Raw genomic sequence first — 22,748 nt, forward strand, 5'->3', positions numbered from 1 at the left:
TTACAATCGTATTTTAAAACGTTTCACACTTAAGAATACCAACACGACCGCCATCAACGACAGTATCCCGACTTCCTTCAAGATCGAGACGGCGGGAAGTCCTTTGATCATCACGTCCTTCACGGCGATAATATACCATTTGGCCGGAACGATATGGGAGAACCATTGCAGGATATCCGGCATATTCTCTATCGGGAACATCATACCGCTCAACAACATGATCGGAAGCATCAAGGCGATACCGCTGATCAACATAGCCGCCTGCTGGGTATCGGCTACCGTAGAGATCAGCAAACCCAGACAGAGAGATACGATCGCATACAGGACAGACACGGAGACTAATAGCAACAGACTGCCTTTTATCGGAACGTCCAACAGAAAATAAGATAACAATAAGATCGTTGCGATATTCACCATGCTCAGTAACAGATATGGGATCGCCTTGGCCAGAATGATATAGATGGGTTTCAACGGAGAGACCAGCAGTACTTCCATCGTTCCCATCTCCTTCTCTTTTACGATACCGATCGAGGTCATCATAGCGCATATAAGGATCAGGATCAAGCCCATTACACCGGGTACGAAATTGTAGGCTCCTTTCATCTGAGGATTGTAAAGCAAAGTCGTAACCGGAGTCACGGCCTTACTCTCAACAGCCAACTCGCCTCTTAATTGCTCGGCGATAATCGCAGAGCAATAGGCGATTAACTGCGTAGCCTCGTTCGGGTCGGTAGCATCTGCCAAGACTTGTACTTGGGCATCGGGCGTGGAGGCATATTGAGGGGGAAAGACGACTATGACATGTACCTTTCCTTGTCGAAACAAGGCTTGTGCATCCTTATAGCTATCGACAATCGTATATAACTCGAAATACTCGCTAGCTTTCAAGCGATCCGTCATCTTTAGGGTCAACTCATCCCGGCTCTGGTCGAAGATAGCGATCGGTACCCGCTTGATCTCGGTCGTGATGGCATATCCGAACAGGATAATCAGAATGACGGGCATGAGCAAGAGGATCATTGTCGTGCGTGCGTCCCTGAAAATGTGATAGAACTCCTTTCTAACAAATGATATAAACTGTTTCATCGTTTATTCTCCTCTCGTTGCTTTTCGAGCCAAGGCGTGGAAGACTTGGTTCATGTTCGTTGTCTTAAAATCCCGCTTCAAAGCGGAGGGACTGTCTAACGCCTCAATCTTCCCGTCTACCATGATAGAGACACGGTTACAATACTCTGCCTCATCCATATAATGAGTAGTGACGAAAACCGTGATCCCCCGGGCGGCCGCTTCATAAATCAACTCCCAAAACTGGCGGCGGGTGACAGGATCGACACCTCCGGTAGGCTCATCCAAGAAAACGATCTTAGGCTCGTGGATGATCGCCACGGAGAAGGATAGTTTCTGCTTCCAGCCCAAGGGCAGGGAATCTACCAAGGTGTTCCGCTCCTTTTCTAAACCGAGGATATCCAACAACTCATCTGTTTTCCGGGATAATTGTTGCTTGGACAAACCGTAGATGCCGCCGAAGAGACGAATATTCTCCCATACCTTCAGGTCTCCGTATAAAGAGAACTTCTGGCTCATGTATCCGATATTCCGTTTGATGGACTCACTTTCCCGGTAGACATCGAAACCGGCTACCCGGGCTTCGCCGGAGGTCGGGATGGATAGGCCACAGAGCATACGCATGGCGGTGGTCTTCCCCGCCCCGTTCGCCCCGAGAAAGCCGAATATCTCGCCCGGCTCTACCTCGAAACTGATATGATCGACGGCGGTGAAAGTACCGAAACGTTTGGTCAGTTGTTTTACTTCTATCGCTTTCATTTATTATCTAATTAAATACTACGGTTGTAGAGACGGGGCGTGCCCCGTCTCATCCCCTCTAAATGGAAACTTAAAGATGCTATCAGACAGTGGGAGACGGGGCACGCCCCGTCTCTACAACTGGATTATGCTATAAGGCCATGAAACAATCCTCGATACTTGGCTCGATGGGTTCGAGGCTTACGTCTTCGTAACCTTTACCTTTTAGATAATCCCTTAGCCGTCTCATGACATCCTCTCCATCCTTTCGCAACGTGAGATGATGAGCATCACCAAAGGCGAAGCAGGAGTTCGTATCCGGGAACTCCCGTAAGTCTCCCAGCAACTTATACATCGATATGCTCCGTACCGCATATAGCCGCCTATCGTATGAGGCACGGATACCTACCGGAGTATCGATAGATAGACATTCGCCGGAACGTACCAAAGCGATACGATCGCAACGGGAAGCCTCATCCATATAGGGCGTGGAGACAAGGATCGTGATGCCTTGCCGCTTCAAACGATCCAGCATATCCCAGAATTCAGAGCGGGAAACAGGATCAACCCCTGTCGTAGGTTCATCCAAGAACAAAACATCCGGACGGTGGATCAAGGCACAACTCAGGGCCAGCTTCTGTTTCATACCACCGGACAGTTTCCCTGCCCGCCGATGTTTAAACGGCTCTATCTGGCTATAGATATCCCGTACCAGATCATAGTTCTCCTCGATCGTCGTATTGAAGACGGTAGCGAAAAAGTTCAGGTTCTCCTCTACCGTCAGGTCTTGGTAGAGGGAGAAACGACCGGGCATATATCCTACCCGCCGACGGATCTCCTTCAGGTCTTTCACCACGTCTAAACCACAAACGGAAGCCGAACCGCTATCTGCCAGTAACAACGTAGTCAGGATACGGAACAGGGTGGTCTTCCCCGCCCCATCCGGACCGATCAATCCGAACAATTCACCAGAGCCGATCTCCAGCGATAGGTCTCGCAGAGCCTCGACATCACCATAGCGCTTAGTGATATGATTTATATGAATCTCGTTATTCATATTTAATCTCCCCATATTGCCCGATCTTTAGATAACCATCGTTGCGGACAGCGATCTTGATGGCATATACCAGATTGGCCCGTTCATCCTTCGTCTGGATTCCTTTCGGGGTAAACTCAGATTTATCGGAGATCCACGTGATCGTACCGGGGTATTCCCGGCGATCGTTGCCATAGTCGGCGAAGACTTTGAGAGATTGTCCTAGCTTCAGGTGGGATAACTGATCTGCTGTCACGTAGGCACGCAAATAAAGTAAATCCGTATCGGCGATCTTATAAAGCGGTTTACCCGCCGCCGTCACCTCTCCCGGTTCGGCGCATTTCACCAATACCGTACCGGTCTGGGGATTGAGGATACGGCTCTTCATCAGTTGATCATCCAATTGCATGATCTGGTATTGCAAGCCCTCTACCTCTGCGTCGGCACCTCCCGTAGTCTTGCTTAAAGAAGAGTATTGGGCATCGAGTTGCTTCTGAAGGTATTTGATGTTATTCACGATATCATCCAGTTGCTTTTGGTTGCCCGCTTTCGCACGTACCAAGTTCTCTTGTCGCTGTTGCTCAGTCTTAGCCGTGGCGATTTGTTGTTCCAAGACAGCGATCTGTTTACGGATATCCGGCTTGCGTATATCTACCGAACGGAGGCTGGCAGACAGTTGCATCTTCCGCAGAAAAAGCTGGGTACTATCCACGTAACCCACGATGGCTCCGGCGTTTAAGCGGTCACCCTCCTCGATATTCAGTTCCATGATCTTTCCGTTGGCTTCGGAAGATACCAAGATCTCAGTCGCCTCGAAGGTACCGGAAGCATCAAAATCATTGTCTGTATTGCCGCAAGCCGTCCATAGAAGGCCGCATAGGCTGATAAGAATCAAATGTCTCATAAATCAATTGTATTTATCATACTCTATTTAATTCGTTGTATACATATAATTATAGATAGTCATCAAGCGTTGCACACGATGTGCCGCGGCGGTTTGCCGGGCCATGTCCTCGGCGTTGATCTCCCGGATCAGGTCCATGACGGAAATCACGCCGTTCTCCAGTTTCACCTCTGCCGCTTGCTTGATGCTTGTTCTCAGACGGATTATATCGTCATCGGCACGCATCAGGTCTGTCATTTTCTTTATCTCCGTATTTTGCTGCAAAAGTTGCAGGCGGGTATTGAACAAAAAAGTCTCCCGTTGCACATCAATCTGGCGACGGCTTACCTCGATCTTCCTCCGGTCATTCTTCAGCGTGTACAACTTCCCCAAATTCCAAGAAAGACGGACACCGGCCACATAATAAGGCTCAAAACTATCCTCCAGCATATTCAAACCCGGGCGACCATAACCACCTTGTATGAAAGCTCCGATACGAGGCATCAGGTTCGCCGTGACCTGTTTATTCTGCATCTCGATCCATTCGCTCTTGGCATCCAAGGCACGTAATTCCGGACGGTTGATTTGTGTGGACAACGAATACTCGGGCGACTCCGGAGTCTTCAAAATAACCTGATCCGTCAGCGGCTTATTGATAAAGACAGCCAACATCTGCCGATATGCTGTACGAGATGCCTTTAGCTCAATCTCTTTTTGGCGGGCATTCAGTAGTTCCACTTCCATACTCTCCAGATCCGACTGATTCGCCACACCATTATCCATCATTGCTTTGATACGCTCGATATTGATCTGTAGCTCCTTTTGCAGTAAAGCGTTCTGACGTATCAACTCGTCTTGTAGCAGGCAACCGAAGTAGATCTGGTTCACCCGGTCGTTCAGTGCATACAACTCACTTTCCAATTGTTCCCGGTTGGCAGTTGCCTCGGCACGGGTCAAGGCACGAGCCGAACGGGTACTACCGCCGTCCCAAATCGTCTGGTCTACCTGTGCCACGACTTGATACTGATCCTTACTCAAAGTCGGGATCTCGAAACCAGGAAGAAGCGAGGAGATCTTATCCCCATCGAAAGGCAATTTCGTTACGTCGCTCTGATAGCTTGCCTTGCCGCTTACCGAAAGCTGGGGAAGCCAAGCCTTACCGACATTGCTCAAGTTATAACGTTCTGTCTGATCGATCAGGTTCATTTGGTGAATCTGCGGATAGTTTTCCCTCGCCCACTCATAACATTGGGTAATCGTAACCGATTCTTGCCCGCTAACTTTTCCTACATATCCCAACAGGGTTATACTCAATAATAGATATACACCTTTCATATATTATACTTAAAATATCTTCAATACTATTTGGCTGAGATGAGATGCGGCATGCCACGTCTCTACAAGCGGGGAAATGAATCGCATTAGGTATTGGGGGTCATTATGTCGGTTATGATACCCACGATCAAATCCTTGCGTCTATCCATATATTCCTCAAACCGTCCCATATCATTATCAAGGAAGGCTACCGTCAACGGCTTGCGGATCAACAACGGGAAAACCACCAAACTCACTAAGGTCGAAACCAAATCTATGACCGGCATCTTCCGCAGAAGCCCTTTATCCATTTCTTCCTCTATCTGATTACGAAGACGCAGGATGGGTTGTATCTTCTTCGGATCTCTCATCACGGTTTGGAACAAATGTTCCGGGTCTCTGTTTAACTCGCCTATCACGAAACTCGGGAACATCGGGTTCGCACGAACAATTCCCATATACAGATCAACGATCACCGGCATTTTCTCCAACATCGTGCTCTCCTCATCCAACACCCGATCGATATTCGGTAACAATGAAGAAAGCAATTGCCCGAATATAGCGTCGAACAAAATCTCTTTCGTCCTATAATAATAATGTAAGGCAGTCCTGCCGATACCCACTTCTGCCGCCACATCACTCATGGTAGCCGCCTCGTATCCCTTGCGGACAAACACTCGCTTCGCCGCTTCTATGATGCGAGACTCCATCTCATTCATATCTTTCGCTTCCATAATTAAATGTTATTTTTTGTTTTGTCACCATTGTTTGTCATTATAGTTTGACATATGCGTCAAAAGTAGTATAAAAAAATTACATAGCAAATAAAACCAAAGTTTTCTTGCTATGTAATCCTTATTTTATTTCATTTAATTATTGAATCGTACGAGCCTCAACTCCCTCGGTCGTAATCTCCACAGGATTGATCAATCCCTCCTCGTTAAACGTCATCTTCTCAATACAAGTCTCCCGGTGGTCACGCGTATCGACACCGGCCGGACGACGATGATACACGATATAGTAATCCTCCGAATTCGGCACGTGCATGATCGAATGGTGGCCGGCTCCATTAGCGATATCAAAATTCTGCCGTAAGACCTCCCCGATACGGTTAAACGGGCCAAAAGGAGAATCGGCGATAGCGTAAGCGACCTTGTAATCCGGTCCGGTCCAGCCTCCCTCACTCCACATAAAGTAGTATTTACCATTCTTCTTGAACATGAATGGGCCCTCCACGTAATCCTTAGGAGTTACCTCTTTATAAATCGTTCCATCCTCGAATGGCACAAGTCCGGTAAAATCTTTATTCAAGCGTACCATATTACAATGCTTCCAACCACCATAATACATATAATACTCATCATTGTCTGTGTCGTGGAAAACAAATTGGTCGATCGGCTGCGCCCCGTTCACGATCTCGTTGATCAGCGGTTTACCCAGCAAATCCTTGTAAGGCCCTTCCGGACGATCACTCACAGCAACGCCAATACCTCCGATCTCTCCCTCATGTACGTCGTTTGCCCCGAAGAAAAGATAATACTTTCCATCCTTACAGATTACCGAAGGAGCCCACATAGCGATCTTCGCCCACTTCACCTCTGCGGTATCGATAATAGAACTATGTTTAGTCCAATTCACCAAATCCTTGGAAGAGAAACAATCAAAAGCGGTTTGCTTCTCATACAGATCACTCCGTGTCGGATAAATCCAATAAGTATCCCCGTAAATGATTCCTTCCGGATCCGCATACCAACCCTCAAATATAGGATTACCACTCTTCGCTACCTCTTCTTTCGGAGCCTGCTTAGGCCCACCGCAAGACATCAAGGCACCTACCATCAACACTGCGCAAAACAGACTATTCTTTCCTTTTATCATCAATAGTAAATTTTTGTTATTAAACCAACATTCTATCTCAATCATTCGAATTCTCCATATTCTTCGCCAAACCACCCTCCGAGGTTTCCTTATAAAGACTGGGCAAATCATTACCAGTCTGACGCATCACCTCTACTACCTGATCGAAACTTACCCGGTGCTTACCATCGGAAAAGTTCGAGAACGTATTAGCGTCAAGAGCACGAGCAGCGGCAAACGCATTTCGCTCGATACATGGGATCTGAACCAAACCACAGACAGGATCGCAAGTCAATCCCAAATGATGCTCCAACCCCATCTCGGCGGCATACTCGATCTGGGCGGGCGTACCACCAAACAATTGACTGGCAGCTCCGGCAGCCATAGCGCAAGCTACGCCAACCTCACCCTGACAGCCCACCTCGGCTCCCGACACAGAGGCATTCGTACGCACCACATTCCCGAACAAACCCGCCGTAGCCAAAGCACGTAATATACGGGAATCACGGAACTCACGCGTCTCTTTCAAGTGGTAAAGTACCGCCGGCATTACACCACACGAACCGCAAGTCGGGGCGGTTACGATCTTCCCCCCGCAAGCGTTCTCCTCAGACACCGCCAAGGCATAAGCATACACCATTCCCCGGCTCTTGATACTGCTACCATATCCTTTCGCCCGGATCATATAATCGGAAGCCTTACGACGAATGCCCAAGCCTCCCGGCAAGATACCTTCCGCTTCCAGACCACGACGAACCGCATCCTGCATCACATCCCATACCTCAGCCAGATAATCCCAAATAGAAGGTCCCTCATGCTGCTCAACATACTCCCAATAAGAATGGCCGGTCTTCTCGCACCAAGCCTGTATTTCCTTGATCGTATGCATATCGTACACTTGCTCCGTTTTCAACTCATTAAAAGACTCATTCGCCAAAGTTCCCCCGCCGATACTATATATGGTCCATGTATCCAGCTCCTCGCCACTCTCATTATACGACTCGAACAACATCCCGTTCGGATGGAACGGCAAGAAAGTCTTGGGTTCCCAAGTAATGTTTGTCTTCGCTACCGGCTGTAACACCTCAAGAATAGCGGCATCCGTCATATGACCTTTTCCCGTAGCCGCCAAGCTACCATACAAGGTTACATTAAAACGCACGGCACCCCGATTACGTTCCAAGAACATTTGTGCCGCACGCATTGGCCCCATAGTATGACTACTTGAAGGACCATGCCCCATCCGATATATCTGTTTGATTGATTCCATCTTTCTTCGATCTAAGTTTTCTTGTTTCTATACTTTAAGGAAAATATTATGTTTATAAAACGCATACAAAAGTACATAAATTACCGATACATTGCACATGGCTATGAGCACCGGATAATAATTTCCTACATATTGCTGGGTTCCGAAAAACAAGGATTCTCCGATACACCTAAAACTTACCACGTTAGCAAGCATATAAGCCAGAATTGATTTCATGCCGTATACCTTCAGCCAAGGTGTATCAATCGCACGAACCAACGGATGTAACACCATCTCCAACGCCACTAAACAAAAAAGGTCGAAGCCACGGAGTATGTATCTATTATACTTTCAAGAAAATTCGTTGACGATATAAGAAATATAAGAAACCCCAACAAACGGCGATATAGGCGATAGCGTTCACCAAAGGCTGAGCGGTCTCGGGCATCAGCTTCGCCAACCCACCGAATATCGCCTCGGAAGTATAGGAGAAACAGATAAAACGCTGCGCTAAATAGATCGTAATGGAGTTCATGCCGATCACGGTAAAAAACAAGGTCCATTTACGCCACCTCAATACATCTATGATATAAAAGAACAAAGCAAACATCCAAACGGAATAAGCACCTACTACACAGACAAAGGAACTTGTCCATAACTTCTTGTTGATCGGGAAGAGCAAGCTCCATAACAAACCGACGATCAACAGCACAGCTCCCGCTCCTACCAAACAAAGCACTTTCTTTCGGTCGGTCAGCCCTTCTTTCCGCAGCTTGATCCATTCACCGGTGAGCATACCCAGCATCGCCGTGGCAATTGCGGGAACGGTAGAGAATAAACCCTCCGGATCAAAAACAGTCTCATGTAAACATCCGGGAAGAAACAGACGGTCAATATACCCCACCAGGTTTCCCTCGAATGTGAACGGCCCCGCTCCACCGGCATCCGGCACAGGCACAAAAGCCATCGCCAACCAATAGCCAACCAAGATAAAAGCCGCTATCCCCGCACGCAGTTTCCAACCGAAACGGACAAACAACAAGGCCGCAAACATCCATCCCAACCCGATACGTGCCAATACACTTGCGCAACGCAGGTGGTCAAAATCAAACGACAATAACCCGTTATATACCACTCCCAAGAAAACCAAGGTAATTCCACGACGGACGATCTTCTTGTAAATCGCTCCATCCGTCATACCTTTTCCTCGTTGCTTCTCTAGTGAGAACGGGAACGAAATACCCGCAATAAAGAGGAACAATGGGAAGATCGTATCGTGATGCGACAACCCGTTCCATTCCACATGTTCCATCTGCTCAGCTATCGCCTGAAAAAAAGAATTCGGAAACAATGTCGCCAAAGCGACAAATAAAGAAGCACCGCCCATAATAAAGAGCATATCAAAACCCCTAAGGGCATCCAATGATTGCAACCGCTGGGGTTGTTGTTTTTGTTTTTCCATATAATCTATTTACATTTAAAGTCTCCCAAAAATCATAAATATAAAAGCTACTGCCATCCTTACAGAAATAGGGCGTCGGATCCTTAATCTCCTACCGCCCACTCTCCAACATTCCGTTCCACCTGATCGAACGAAACACCTATCTTGAAAAGTTTGCGATCGTCTATTTGATAGGGTAAGAGATACCCCTTATCTTCTATTTGTTTTAAGGCTTCCTCTACGGTGCCATTCAATTTGAATTCGAAAAGATAAATATAGTTTGCTGTTTTGACAACGGCATCGGCACGACCTTTTGCGCTACGGATCTCCGTATCACAAAACTGCCCCATCAATTTGAATACCAAATAAAATACGACTTGATAATGACGTTCCGTCTTGTCATTCAGCTCATACGGAAAATCCGCAAAAAAGACACGAAGACGCCGCATAAAGGAATCTATGTTCCCGGACTCCAAATCATCCACGAATTTCCCGATGTAAAAGCCTCTTTCCTCATCGGATATAGATGAATAAAAAGGAGTTATAAAGTTCAGAAAACCATAGCAAACCTCTTCATTGGGAAACTCGAGTTTATAAAGTTTAAAACGGGGATCATACTCCTTTATGGTCAAATATCCACTCTGATAAAGAAGAGGGATCGGATTATTCCGTTCCGCACGGTATTCGGTAAAGGCCGAAGCCTGTGTCTCTACGCCATCAATCAGGATACGCAGATCAAACTCGCTTTTCTTTAATAATTCGACAAGAAACGTAGGTGTACCGGTCTGAAACCAATAATCGCCAAACTCTCTCTTCTGCAAGGCACTTAATGCGCTAAATGGATTAAAGACACCTTCTCGGTTCGGATGAAAATGATACCCGTCATACTGCCGCACCATTGTCTCCACGGTCTCTTCCCTTGATAGAGACTGCATCTGCCCCAACCGCTCTAATTCCGGCGTTAGATTATCGACCAACTCCGCATGGGTAATCCCGCAAAGGGTCGCATAGTCATAGTCTAAACTTATATCATTGAGTTGGTTCAAATCACTGAAAACACTCACTTGCGCAAATTTGGTAACTCCGGTAAGAAAGACAAAACGTAAATAACGATCCGCACTCTTGAGCACTCCATAAAACGCTTTCATGATATGTCGATACGCCTCTTGCAAGGGTTCGTTATAAATCGTTTGCAAAAGGGGCTTATCATATTCATCAATCAAGACTACTACTTGTCTGCCCGTTTGTTCCCAAGCACGACGAATCACGTAAAAAAAACGTTCTTCCGGAGCTCGCAATTTCATCTCATCGCCGTAAACAGCCTCCCACATTTCAAGATATTGGTTCAATATAGCCACCAGATCTGCCTCCGACTCATATTTACGTGCATTCAAATCCAAATGCAATACCGGATAAACATTCCAATCTTGCTCTAGCTGATCAATGGCCAATCCTTTAAACAATTCTTTTTTTCCTTGGAAATAGGCTTCTAACGTAGATATCAATAAACTTTTCCCAAAACGGCGAGGACGACTCAGAAAGTAAGGCTTACCTTTCGTCACCAGTTGGTAAATCAAGGCAGTCTTATCCACATACAAATAGTTCTCATTCCGAATATTCTCGAAACTCTGTATTCCTATCGGTAATTTACGCACAGTCGTCATAACCTTTTTTCTTACTACACCTGTTGTTGAACAAAGATAGAACTTTTTTCAGAACAAGCCTCCGGTTCTAGCTTTCATTCTATGAAATACTCGATTTTTTCCACCTAATAAAGGGCGATATTTTACATCCCATAAGTTGGAAGTAGAATATCGCCCTCTATTTTACAAGACAGTTTGTCTATGAGTAAGCACTAGATCTAAGGCATACAAATATTTCACTGAGTAAGATCACCTCATAGCCTTAGCAAAAGCTCTAATCGCATAATGAATAAAATAATAAACAGCCTTATACACCGGCAAATCCATCTCATTTCTCAAAATGTTCCACTGCCAACGCATGGCTTTTAATTTATTCGAAGAGACTGAATGGTCACCAACTCGGTAAAGAGCCGTCACCGTATTTGTGTTCTGCGCTTTATACCCTTGCTTTAAGATAGAAAGCCAACATACATAATCCTCATGCCCAATTTCCTTGAAAAATATTTTTCCCGTCAAGGCTGAATCATACATGGCTGTCAAGCATCCTATACAATTCCCTTTCAATAACAAAGGATAATCAACCTCACAAGGAGCTATTATTTCACGTCCGTTTCGCTCACCATCTAGGTTTACTTTCTCATAATTAGAGAAAACAATAGCGACCTCGGACTTTTCAAAAACTTTTAACTGATCGCTTAACTTATTCGGTAACCACATATCATCGCTATCCAAAAAAGCGATATACCGTCCTCTCGCTTCCTTTATTCCCATATTACGGGGTAACGTAGGCGAGCCGGATGGTTTATCCGTCCGTAAATATCGAATACGGGAATCTATTCTCGCATACTTTTGAATGATTGAGAGTGAATCATCACGAGAACAATCATCCACAATAATCATCTCCCAATTCTCAAACGATTGAGCCAATACGGACTCAATCGCTTGGGATATAAAAGGAGCCGCATTATAACACGGGGTTATAATGGACACAAGAGGTAACACGTTAAAATACAAATGATTATTTAAACAAATAGCGTTTCAACTTAGCGAATGCCTTAAGCGAACGTTTCAAGTCTGAAGGATTACGCAAACCGACTCTCAGCCTATGTAAAATGTAACTGGCACGTAAATAATATTTCTTCCGTGCCCTATTACAGAAATCAACCATTTCCCCTGCGGAAAGATCTGGTAAAGACAATACGGTGTTATGTGTACCATCCGGCAAACAATACTTCTCATAATCCGTCTCTATATAGTTGTTTTCCCTCGCCCACTGATAAGCCTCCGTACCGGGATAAGGTATCAACGGGAAAAACTGGGCAGTATCCGTATTCAACCTTAACGCTAACCGAAGAGTCTCTTCCATGGTTTCCCGGGTTTCGCCTTGGTTACCGACCATATAACAAGCATGTATTAACAAACCCGCCTTTTTAGCGTTGGCAACATACTGATAGAAATATTCCACCTTCGTTCCTTTCTTGATGTTATCCAATATCTGTTGGCTACCACTCTCTATACCCGGAATAATCAAACGACATCCGGCCTTTTTCATAGCCAACATCGTTTCCAAATCAAGGTCCACACGAGCATTACATAACCATTTCAGCCGTTTATTCAATTTCTTTTCCACTAACAAACGACAAATGTCCAATACTCGCTTCTTATTGGCTGTAAATGTATCATCCTCGATTACTACCTCCTTCACATCTGGGAAATTAGCGGCAATGTATTCGAACTCGGCCACCACATTCTCTGCGGATCGTGCCCGAAAAGCATGCCCATGCATCGTTTGCGGATAGACACAGAAATTACAACGGAAGGGACATCCACGCCCGGTAAATATCTGGATAGAGGGATATGTGGCAGCAGCGAAAAAGTAATCCCTCTCATTTAAATGTTCCTTGATAAATTGTGAGGCAAAAGGAAGATCATCCAAATTCTTCATCGGTGGCATATGCGCGGTTCGTACAAACTCCTTCCCGTCCCAAAAACAAAGCCCTCGAACCTCCCGCAGATCCTTTCCTGCGTCCAGAACATTCGCTAGCTCATTCACGATACAATCATATTCCCCAATAGCGACCGCATCCACCGCATTCGAATAACCCAACGTCTCTTCTGCGCAAGCCGAAGGATGAGTCCCCACAAGTACGATAAACGAGTGAGGATACAATGCCTTCAGCTTCCCGGCAAAAGCAACGTCACTTTTAATGGAAGGCGTACTTGTATCTAAAACAAACAATGAATGCTCATTATCCGTCTTCCGAATAATGTTTAAAGACTGTTCCTCATTTAACTGTTTAGCTGGAGCATCCAAAAAAGAGACATTATGTCCCTGTTTGCTTGAATACAAAGCCGCATAAATCAGCCATAGAGGATAATATAAAGCCCCACTTTTCGTAATTGCTGGACTACGAGACTCACGAGAGAATTTTCCATACTTAGCCTTAAATGGGGGATTGATAAAATAGATGTTCATATCGATTTTCTTTTATAAGATTTTCCGTATAAAAATAATTCCAAAATAGGAGATATAGAGACTATGTTCCTTATCCATATAGAAGCATAACAAATGAATAATGAAAATACCAATAGGAATAAAAAACAAAGTATATTATCAACAGATGATAAAGTAACATAATTGGATAATACCAATAAAAAGGAAAAAGGCCCATTATGAGTCACATAAATAGATAAAGACTCACGGCCGAAATATTGGAACATATTATCTACCTGTCTATTCCAAGAAACATGGCGAACAATAAAGAACAAAGAAGGGATAGCGAATAATGACAACACGATCTTCATCAATTGGTTAAACATTGAAGACATATCATATACAAAAGAAGGTATCAGCAGGTAAAACATAACAAATGAAAATGAGAAAAACAAGTTATCATCCAAAACAAGATTCCTCAATTTGGTTTGTTTGCATACTATTGTTCCTAAAAAGTAAAACGTGAAATAACTAAAAACAGAACGTATACCTTCTGAATAAACCTCATCTTTAGGCAAAGATTTATGCAACAATACAATAAGCACAAACAAGAATAATAAGATCACATAATCCATAATGATTGATTTGGAATTTATCAGCTTAATGATCCATCTATATAACAAGAATAAAATCGAGAGAAAAAAGAGAGTAGCGAAAAACCATAATCCACCTCCCCACATTTTAATATAGTTTAATAGATAATCAATAAAGCTGTTCTCAACAGTTGATCTTAAGAAAAAGAAAGGAATCACAATTCCCCAAGTTACCATAGGTAACAACAATGTCCTAAACTTTTTGATCATGAAAGAAGATACCTCATTCCAACCAAAATTCTCTATCCGAAATGTCATTTGGGCAACATACCCACTAATGAACATAAAAAGAGGCATATGGAATGAATAGATAAAGCGCCATAAGAAACTATTCTCACAATTGTTATACCCTATAATATGCCCAAGCACAACAAGCAAGATTGCGATTCCTTTTAATTGATCAATGTAAGATATCCTTGCATTCATATATCGCTTGATTACAAATTCAAAAGGACAAAAGGATGTGATTCTCGTTTTTCGACAGGAGGAAGTGACATATAATCTTCTCCATACAAATTCCTCAAATAGGTTGTTAAGTCATTGGGAACATAAGCTTTCACTCCCTCGAAAAGCATTTCCTTTGGAGGATAAAACACATCTTTACATAACATTTCTCCAAAATAGTGTTTTCGACCGACCGGAATAGACAACAAGTTTGATATTCTACACAAAGAAGTCCATTTATCAAACCATAAACAGATTTTACGATAGCTAATAAAAAATAAAGAAGCTCCTACAAACAATCGAAACTTATAAAATAAATACGACTTGATATTGGAGCTAAAAAAACTATCAGAACACTCATTACAACACAACCACATACCTTTTGAATTAACCAGAAAAAACATTACATTGGAAACCGTACCATGCAGAAAACGAAGCAGCCTATTTTCTGGAACAAAATCCATGATAGTAATATCTATAGACACACCAGATGGACCTATTTTTCTTTTATCGAACAAGTTGACAAGCAAAGTTCTTTTACGATGAATACGAGGCACTATATCAGGTACATCACCTCCATTTGACGGAGATGTCACATCATATTTATCACCAAACTCTTCTTTGAATGTACTTAAAAACAAGAATATGTCTTTTCGAGGTATAATCAAATCAATATCATCATCCCAAGGAATAAAGCCACCATGCCGTACTGCTCCTAATGCGCTACCACCACCTAGCAAGACTGTTAATCGCTTTTTCTCACAGATATACAATATATCTTTATACATATCTAGCAATATATCTTGAATTTGCTTTAGTTCCTCCTTCGTTGGTATTCTTAAGCCTAATCGAGCTTGTGTCTCTGAGTTTTTAACGTAATCTTGTATGCTTAACATAACCACAATTTCATTTATATATTCCTAAAACTCGTCTCAATCCTTCTTCCAATGATACTTGAGGTTTCCAGCCCAAAGATTCCAACAATGAAGAATCCAATACAGCTCGTTGCACTTTAGAATATCCCTTAGATTCGGAATTGGAAGGAATATCATACATAACCTTTACACCCGCTGCTTGAGCTATTAACTCTGCCAGTTCTTTAATAGATAACACAGAGTCACTATTTGCGATATTGTAAGCCTTGCCATTTATACCCCGTAGCAAAATATATAATAAGGCAGAAGCACAATCTTCAACATAGCAATAAGAACGAACCTGACAACCCTCACTTTTCATGACCACATTCGCATTTTTCTTAGCATTTCGTAAGAATTGAGCGAATGCCCTATCATCGCGATCGGTATCCATTCCGTATATATGCCCAGGACGTGCGATTACAACATCCACTCCATATTGCTCTTTATAAGAAACACAAAGTGTCTCCGAAGCACGTTTACTAGAGGGGTAGCAAGCCCTAGGATTCAAACAATCCACATAACCACTATAACCCTCAACAAAATCCACCCCACCTCCTTCTCCATACACCTCTCCTGAAGATATATATAGGAGCCTTGCCTTTTTCTCTTTTGCCAACTCCAATAAATTTGATACACCCCAAAGATTAGACTTCATAGTTCCTACCGGATCGGTAGTGTAACGCTTCGGAGACGCATTACTTGCTCCATGAATAATATAATCCAACGATAGATCCAATGAAAAAGGCTCTATTACATCATGTTCGATAAAAGTAAACAATGGATTCCCCCAATAGGTCTCAAAGCGCTTGTGAGCATATTCTTCATTTCTACTCATCGCATAAATACTTATATGGATTCCTTGTTTATTATAGTACATTAGGAGATCTATAAAAGAAGAGCAAATTAAACCAGAGGCCCCAGTTATCAAAATAGATTTAGACCGTAGTTTATCTATTATTTTATTCATGAATATTCAATATTAAAATCCAAATATCTGCTGATTTTCGTGTACATCAACCATTGCTTTGAATATAAAATAATCAGTAGGTGTAGTAATCTTTATATTCTCCATAGGTCCTATAATTGTATGTAACTTATAACCATAATAACTCATCATAGAACAAGAATCTATAAAATCATGCCTATTCTCTTGTAAAGACTTTTTATGTGCAGAAAGAATATCTGATAAAATAAAGCTTTGAGGAGCACGAGCAATAAAAGAATCCGATCGAGAAGGAATATTTAAACTACCATCCCAACGTGAGACAATAAAAGTTTCCGTTGCAGGAATACAAGTGATACAAGAACCATGTTCCTTAACACATTCTATATTTTCACTAATGGTATCTTCCGTAATCAAAGGTCTCACTCCATCATGAATCAACACAGTGCTGTCTAACGAAAAGTTCTCCGCTATCGCTTTTAAACCTGAATAAATAGAATCTTGTCCAGTACTTCCACCCGAGACTATAGCTTTCACCTTCGTAATCTCAAATTTACGGAGCATCTTTTCTAAATAAGGAATCCAATTTCTAAGACACACCACTACAATAGCATCAATTTCAGAATGATTATCAAACAATTCTAACGTATAAATGATAATAGGCTTTCCACGAAATTCCAAAAATTGTTTAGGGCGACCTTTCGTATTCATCCGACGGCCTGATCCTCCTGCAAATATTAAAGATACATTCATGATTTTTTTATTTTTAATATTTGATACATAAACAAATCTAATATTTGTTTTTTAGCACTAACTTTATTATCTTTCAATAATATAAAAATAAGATCAAAAAAAACATCTATATTACCTTTAAGTAATATTTTTATTAACGTTGGTATTAGATTTATATGATATTTAGAAAAACCTATATCAGTTAAGAAATCATTAACTCTTAACCAAACATTAAATCGACAAATCAAATATTGTATACTTCGTTTTGACATCAAAGATCCATTCCGTACTTCCCTAATATAAATACATCTATCATCAAATCCTGTAGATTTAGAACAATAAGCCATTCTGATTGATCCCATCATATCATTCGCAACTATAGTCTCATCGAATAAAATATAATTATCCCGTATCAAATCAGAACGAATAATCTTTGCAAACGGAACATATGCATTATATCTATACTTATCCTTATTTCCTGCTAATGCTTCTTTCATTAATTTAGAATACTTAAGATCTCTTTTATGTATTCTTTTCGTGACTCCATCAATACATTTAGACCCAAGGAATATTAGATCATTATTTGATTCTTTCAATGTATCAAGAATTGTCACCAATTCTTGAGTAAAATAATCATCAGCATCTGCAAACAATATCCATTTTCCTTTTGCATGTTCTAATCCTACATTCCGAGCATATCCAGCTCCTTTCCCTTCTTTTGTAAAATATACTTCTACGTTAGGAGCATTCATCCCTGGGAAATTATCAAAATCCACCACTTTAGGATCACTATTGTCATCCACTACAATAATCTGAATATCATCTCTATACGGAATAGAATCCAAACAACGCTGCAATAACTTTGGTATATTCCTATGTGGAATAATAATCGAATAATTTATCATTACATTTATACTTTAAGATAGATCCTGCACTCATAAAAAGAAACAACTCAACCTCCCATAACGCATATGGTCTTTGCAAGAACGACGCAACATAAAGAATTAGCAATCCAACATAAACAGGAGATAAGCAACGACAAACAAGTATACAATAAAAAACAAACAGAAAGATCAAACTTATTACCCCATTTTGAACTATAAATGTTTCATAAGAGCTATTTCCACTACCAAATCTCCTAGCAAATTCCTCATCTCCTATTCCGAGCAAAACATCATTACTTTGCAAAAAAACTTTATCATAATAATAATCAAACTGATTGTTCGTACGATTATTTCCAGAGATCCCTCGTTCCTCATCATAATCCAACCGAGCTACAACAAATTTTGAATAAACGGAATCGGGATTATTTACATAAAAGATCACAGAGATCACCACAACAGAACCAAGAAAAAAAGACACATGCAAAACTCTTCTAAAATAATGTTTACTTTTCATCACATAATACAATGTCATACCTAACACAAGCAACACATACGCTGCCAAGGAGAAAGAAAGCAGCACTGATATAAAAATAACAAATACTGGTATCCTTTTTAAATTATATTGATTTACATATAATAATAAAGAAGAAATCATCCCCACATGTCCAGGTTCCAAGAAAATAGACTGAAAACGAGAGAAGAATTCTGTTTCGTTCCGTATTATCAAGAATGTATAATTTCTAAAACTAGGATACCCGGTATTATACTCATACCTCATGATTGTATATGGCATACTTATATCCAATAAGTAAAATACATAAGCTATTATACTCATAAATAGTATAACTGAATATACTTTGGTAAAAAGCCTCACTAAATTCCTTTTTTCATCATCCGAAAAAAGAATAACAAAGAAGACCAGCAGTAAATTCCTAAATAAATATTGTATAATAAAAACCGGATGAACAAGATCTAACAAATCAACACTGCTATACATAAGCAGGCACAAGCAACAAAGAACAAATTGCTTCCTCTTTAATATTTTTCCTAAAAAGGGAATCCTTACGATAATAAATAAAAGGATCAAAACATATAATATAGGCGTTGTTTCATTCCAAAAGAACCAAGGCTTCATCGAATAAAGCATTATGACACAAAGGATCATTATGCTTATTTTAGACAAACATTGCCGAATAGTGTCCTTGCTTATACGTAATGAGAGTGTTTCCATATTCAAATATGTATAGATATAGAAGAACCATCCAGATTTCCTTTTGGTAACCGGATTGTATATTCTTTCTCATTAAGGTTGAGGGTGATTTGTTCCTTCTTTTGTGAAGGATCACTGATATAGAGCTTATCAAGCCGTTTATAATCGGGCATTAAAATAGCACAAGGAGAATCCACAAGTAACTTTAATCCCTTACAATCAAACTCTCCAGCCTCATAAAACACGACTTGTAACGTATGTGTTTCAGTATTAGCTACCGCCTGTACAAATATGTCATTTTGCAACACCTCCATATGATGGATCGAATGAGATTTGAATTCATCCTGCGTTAAACCCGGAACAATCACACACGAATATTTCCCATTCTTTATACCTTTTCCATGATCTATATATAGAGAAAATATTTTCTGTTGTACAAGATCCCTCGATTGAGTTAAATTGATATCTCTCCAACTTCCTTGGTAGACATCTGTCTCTACTATCATTTCAGGAGAATCTATGCTATAATAACCTATATGATCGTGACAAACAGATCCAATACCTTGTATCATATCTCCTCTATGCAAGCATTGATTAATAGAAGTAATGATTTCCACATTTGGGCCATTCCCTTCTATGCCAGCCCCCAAACAAATGATCTCATCCTTGAAAAAGAAATAACCTTTACGAGCTTTCACACCATATTCCGCATAATCCATAGCAAAAGTCCCAGTCTTTCCATCAGAAACTCCACCCACAAAAGTTGTCTTGCCTGATTTTCCCCATTCCTTGGTATAAGACGGGACCCGATACAATGATGTCACACCAGGTACTCTCGCCCAATCCCAACAAGGAAAAATATTAAAATACTCATCTCCCGATACACGTACAGAAAATGATCCTGCAGACAATAAAGTCCCTTTCAAGTTCTCTCCATTACCTCCGGTCTCAGCCTTATAACATCGTACGGATGCTTGATAGGAAGGATTATTATGTACCATATAATCGGAACACCAAAACAATCGATTATATTCATTACTTAACGTTAGACACCGATGCTATTTCCCGCACAAGCTCTCGATATTTTAGTTCATTCTGTATATCTAGTTCTGATAACAACTCTAATTTTTTATAATATCGCTCTTTTTTAATACGCTTTTCCGCAAAAGAAGCTGTTCCCCGGCATTATAGTCCTTATAAACAGATCTGAAAATAGAACCATATCCATTCAACACGAAGTCCAACAAAACATTTAACTGCTCCTTTGATAAACTGTAATCAGTCCCTTTCAGGTAACGGGCAATAGATAATACGCCCTCGATCAACACATCCCCATAACCAGATATATACAACTGATCTCCATGCTGATGACAGGAATCATCTATTTGTATGCCTTCCCGCTTTCCTTTCGAAAGTACACCGAAAGCCTCTTTTACGGTCTCTCTCATCAACCTTTCATCTCCGGTCAGAGTAGCTCGAAACAGATAATATAAAGTAATGTCCGTCTTATTTGCTCCCTCATGTTTTATAAGATCTCCTTTTTTCATACACAAGATCAACCGATCCCGTAATTCCATATTCAGACATTCCGTTTCATTTAAGAGAATCAATATCTCACCAATCGTCTGAGGAACAGATATATCATTAAACCACCAATTCGTACATATCGGTAATACATTCATCCAATAGTTTAATGCGGCAACGATGGTATTACCCAGATCTATATTTTTTAATGTATCCATGCCCTCACCCGTATAAGCGAAGCTCATTTCCAATATACGATTCAAATGTTGCTGTGGAGACCAAGGATTCCTTGATTTATCTTGATAATCAATATCTGTCCAACTGCTATTTTCCTTGATAGTTTTTTCCATTTCTTAGCTTGATCTAGAACCTTAGAACTATTCACATCCTGCCATAGGATTACTCTTATATTATTTAAGACTTCATTCATGTCTACATATGAAAAATTCTTGACTGCTCCATGACTTTCTCCCAACAAAACACCCATAATAACTATTCCTAGTTTTTTAATATATTCATATTGTGCTATATAATAATCCTAATTTCTTATTCAGAAAAAGTAAAGAAACAAAACAAAAAGCCTCTACCGCTACCGCCATCATTGTCACCGTATACATATAGATGTTACTTGCGAGCCCCAACAGCCCGATGCCGGACAAGAAAAACAGACAATTACCTACCATCACCTTCATATATACCGATGAATATCCGAATGGGACAAGCCGATTCCCTCCCATAAAAGAATTGAAAGAGACAAAGAGAGCAGATATACCCAGCAACCGCATGACGGTAGAGGCTTCCTCCATATATTCCCCGGTGAAAAGATACACGATCCAGTTGCTACCAACAAACATACAGACGTAAGCCAGTAACACGGCTCCCGCCACCAAAAACATCACCCGGTTCACGAAACGGATATTACGTTCCCGAGAAATCTTAGGGAAAGCAGCTTGCGCCATCATGGAGACAGGGAGCTTCATCAAATGCAATACCTTATCTGCCATATCATAAATGGAGACCTCGGACATCCCCAGGAAGGACCCTATCACCAACTTGTTTACATTCACGTAAATCTGTGTGGATAGACTGGACACGAACAACGGAAAACTCTCCTTATAAGCCGATCTCAATTCCCGCACAGATATCACAGACAACTTTATCCTCTCCTTCCTCAACACGATATACAAAGAAAGGCAACCCGCAAACATGGACCCGATCCCGTTTAACAGGGGAACGATCAGATAATCCTTTTGCTCATGGACAAACAGGAAGATTGCCGCCACGAACAACAGGCGGGCTGACAGGTTCACGATCGTGATATACTTCATCTTCTCGACCCCCTGGAAGAACCAGATGGGTAACAGAAGCTCATTGAATGTCAACAGGAAAGAGAGGAGATAAACCCAATAATGATCCCGAAAAAACGGAACGATGGTTATAACCGATAAATAGATGACAAGGCAAATGAACCAAAGGATGAACTTACACAAATATGTGGATGATACAATCCTAGATAATAACGTCTTATCCTCCTTATAGACCGCTACACTCCTCGTCCCAGACATATTGAACCCAAAATTTATCACCAACGATACATAGTTGATGATCACTTGGGCGAATACGATCACCCCATACAATTCCAACCCGATGACCCGCAGCAAATAGGGATAGGTCAGTAAAGGGAACAGGATCGTAAATACCTGCAATATGCTTAAATAGGAGAAATTGGCCAATACGGTCTTGTTCCTACCGAGCCTTTCCTTCAAGAACCTCATCCTTTC

At 41.6% G+C, this 22,748-nt stretch carries 21 protein-coding genes and 1 pseudogene; all 22 read right to left on the reverse strand.

The window, feature by feature from the left end:
• The 22 genes and pseudogenes from Q0110_RS06200 to Q0110_RS06305 all read right to left on the reverse strand — a co-directional run bounded on the left by Q0110_RS06200 (position 1) and on the right by Q0110_RS06305 (position 22,742).
• Positions 1-1,086 (reverse strand): ABC transporter permease, encoded by a 1,086-nt coding sequence (locus tag Q0110_RS06200; protein WP_297904288.1) that lies wholly within the window; start codon positions 1,084-1,086, stop codon positions 1-3.
• A 3-nt stretch (positions 1,087-1,089) separates the two neighbouring features.
• Complete coding sequence (locus tag Q0110_RS06205; RefSeq protein ID WP_297904291.1) at positions 1,090-1,824, reverse strand: ABC transporter ATP-binding protein; 735 nt, start codon at positions 1,822-1,824, stop codon at positions 1,090-1,092.
• 130 nt (positions 1,825-1,954) lie between these two features.
• On the reverse strand, positions 1,955-2,875 hold the full coding sequence (locus tag Q0110_RS06210; RefSeq protein WP_297904294.1) for an ABC transporter ATP-binding protein: 921 nt from the start codon (positions 2,873-2,875) through the stop codon (positions 1,955-1,957).
• Positions 2,853-3,743 (reverse strand): HlyD family efflux transporter periplasmic adaptor subunit, encoded by an 891-nt coding sequence (locus Q0110_RS06215; protein ID WP_297904297.1) that lies wholly within the window; start codon positions 3,741-3,743, stop codon positions 2,853-2,855. Before Q0110_RS06215 ends, Q0110_RS06210 begins: the two co-directional genes overlap by 23 nt.
• 27 nt (positions 3,744-3,770) lie before the next feature.
• Positions 3,771-5,057, reverse strand: a complete 1,287-nt coding sequence (locus tag Q0110_RS06220; RefSeq protein ID WP_297904298.1) for a TolC family protein — start codon at positions 5,055-5,057, stop codon at positions 3,771-3,773.
• 86 nt (positions 5,058-5,143) lie between these two features.
• Entirely contained in the window at positions 5,144-5,770 is a 627-nt protein-coding gene (locus Q0110_RS06225) for a TetR/AcrR family transcriptional regulator (RefSeq protein WP_297904307.1), read from the reverse strand.
• A 139-nt stretch (positions 5,771-5,909) separates the two neighbouring features.
• Positions 5,910-6,914: a glycoside hydrolase family 43 protein gene (locus Q0110_RS06230; RefSeq protein ID WP_297904311.1), complete on the reverse strand. Its 1,005-nt coding sequence runs from the start codon at positions 6,912-6,914 to the stop codon at positions 5,910-5,912.
• Positions 6,915-6,951: 37 nt separating this feature from the next.
• Positions 6,952-8,163: an L-serine ammonia-lyase gene (locus Q0110_RS06235; protein WP_297904318.1), complete on the reverse strand. Its 1,212-nt coding sequence runs from the start codon at positions 8,161-8,163 to the stop codon at positions 6,952-6,954.
• A 27-nt stretch (positions 8,164-8,190) separates the two neighbouring features.
• A pseudogene (locus Q0110_RS06240) lies at positions 8,191-8,397 on the reverse strand (DUF5009 domain-containing protein); the annotation flags it as partial.
• Positions 8,398-8,485: 88 nt separating this feature from the next.
• The gene (locus Q0110_RS06245; RefSeq protein ID WP_297904321.1) at positions 8,486-9,604 is read right to left on the reverse strand and encodes a DUF5009 domain-containing protein; all 1,119 of its coding nucleotides are present in this window, start codon (positions 9,602-9,604) and stop codon (positions 8,486-8,488) included.
• Between the two features lie 83 nt (positions 9,605-9,687).
• Positions 9,688-11,247, reverse strand: coding sequence for an ATP-binding protein (locus Q0110_RS06250; protein WP_297904324.1), 1,560 nt, complete (start codon positions 11,245-11,247; stop codon positions 9,688-9,690).
• Positions 11,248-11,475: 228 nt separating this feature from the next.
• Positions 11,476-12,228 (reverse strand): glycosyltransferase family 2 protein, encoded by a 753-nt coding sequence (locus Q0110_RS06255; protein ID WP_297904327.1) that lies wholly within the window; start codon positions 12,226-12,228, stop codon positions 11,476-11,478.
• Positions 12,229-12,244: 16 nt separating this feature from the next.
• A complete protein-coding gene (locus Q0110_RS06260; protein WP_297904330.1) occupies positions 12,245-13,702 on the reverse strand; it encodes a radical SAM protein in 1,458 nt (485 codons plus the stop codon).
• Positions 13,699-14,739, reverse strand: a complete 1,041-nt coding sequence (locus tag Q0110_RS06265) for an acyltransferase family protein (RefSeq protein ID WP_297904333.1) — start codon at positions 14,737-14,739, stop codon at positions 13,699-13,701. Before Q0110_RS06265 ends, Q0110_RS06260 begins: the two co-directional genes overlap by 4 nt.
• Before the next feature lie 11 nt (positions 14,740-14,750).
• Positions 14,751-15,653, reverse strand: coding sequence for a LicD family protein (locus Q0110_RS06270; RefSeq protein WP_297904336.1), 903 nt, complete (start codon positions 15,651-15,653; stop codon positions 14,751-14,753).
• A 10-nt stretch (positions 15,654-15,663) separates the two neighbouring features.
• Positions 15,664-16,641, reverse strand: a complete 978-nt coding sequence (locus Q0110_RS06275; RefSeq protein ID WP_297904340.1) for an NAD-dependent epimerase/dehydratase family protein — start codon at positions 16,639-16,641, stop codon at positions 15,664-15,666.
• 12 nt (positions 16,642-16,653) lie between these two features.
• Positions 16,654-17,370 (reverse strand): IspD/TarI family cytidylyltransferase, encoded by a 717-nt coding sequence (locus Q0110_RS06280; protein ID WP_297904343.1) that lies wholly within the window; start codon positions 17,368-17,370, stop codon positions 16,654-16,656.
• Entirely contained in the window at positions 17,367-18,254 is an 888-nt protein-coding gene (locus Q0110_RS06285) for a glycosyltransferase family 2 protein (RefSeq protein WP_297904346.1), read from the reverse strand. Before Q0110_RS06285 ends, Q0110_RS06280 begins: the two co-directional genes overlap by 4 nt.
• Positions 18,223-19,368 carry a hypothetical protein gene (locus Q0110_RS06290; protein ID WP_297904349.1) on the reverse strand — a complete coding sequence of 382 codons (1,146 nt, stop codon included), beginning with the start codon at positions 19,366-19,368 and terminating at the stop codon, positions 18,223-18,225. The genes Q0110_RS06285 and Q0110_RS06290 overlap by 32 nt, the downstream gene beginning before the upstream one ends.
• A 98-nt stretch (positions 19,369-19,466) precedes the next feature.
• Entirely contained in the window at positions 19,467-20,465 is a 999-nt protein-coding gene (locus Q0110_RS06295; RefSeq protein ID WP_297904352.1) for a polysaccharide lyase family 8 super-sandwich domain-containing protein, read from the reverse strand.
• 99 nt (positions 20,466-20,564) lie between these two features.
• A complete protein-coding gene (locus tag Q0110_RS06300) occupies positions 20,565-21,317 on the reverse strand; it encodes a hypothetical protein (RefSeq protein WP_297904355.1) in 753 nt (250 codons plus the stop codon).
• Between the two features lie 165 nt (positions 21,318-21,482).
• A complete protein-coding gene (locus Q0110_RS06305; protein ID WP_297904358.1) occupies positions 21,483-22,742 on the reverse strand; it encodes an oligosaccharide flippase family protein in 1,260 nt (419 codons plus the stop codon).
• Positions 22,743-22,748 lie beyond the last annotated feature (6 nt).

This window comes from uncultured Parabacteroides sp. (assembly GCF_947855115.1).
In the GTDB taxonomy this organism is placed as follows: Bacteria; Bacteroidota; Bacteroidia; order Bacteroidales; family Tannerellaceae; genus Parabacteroides.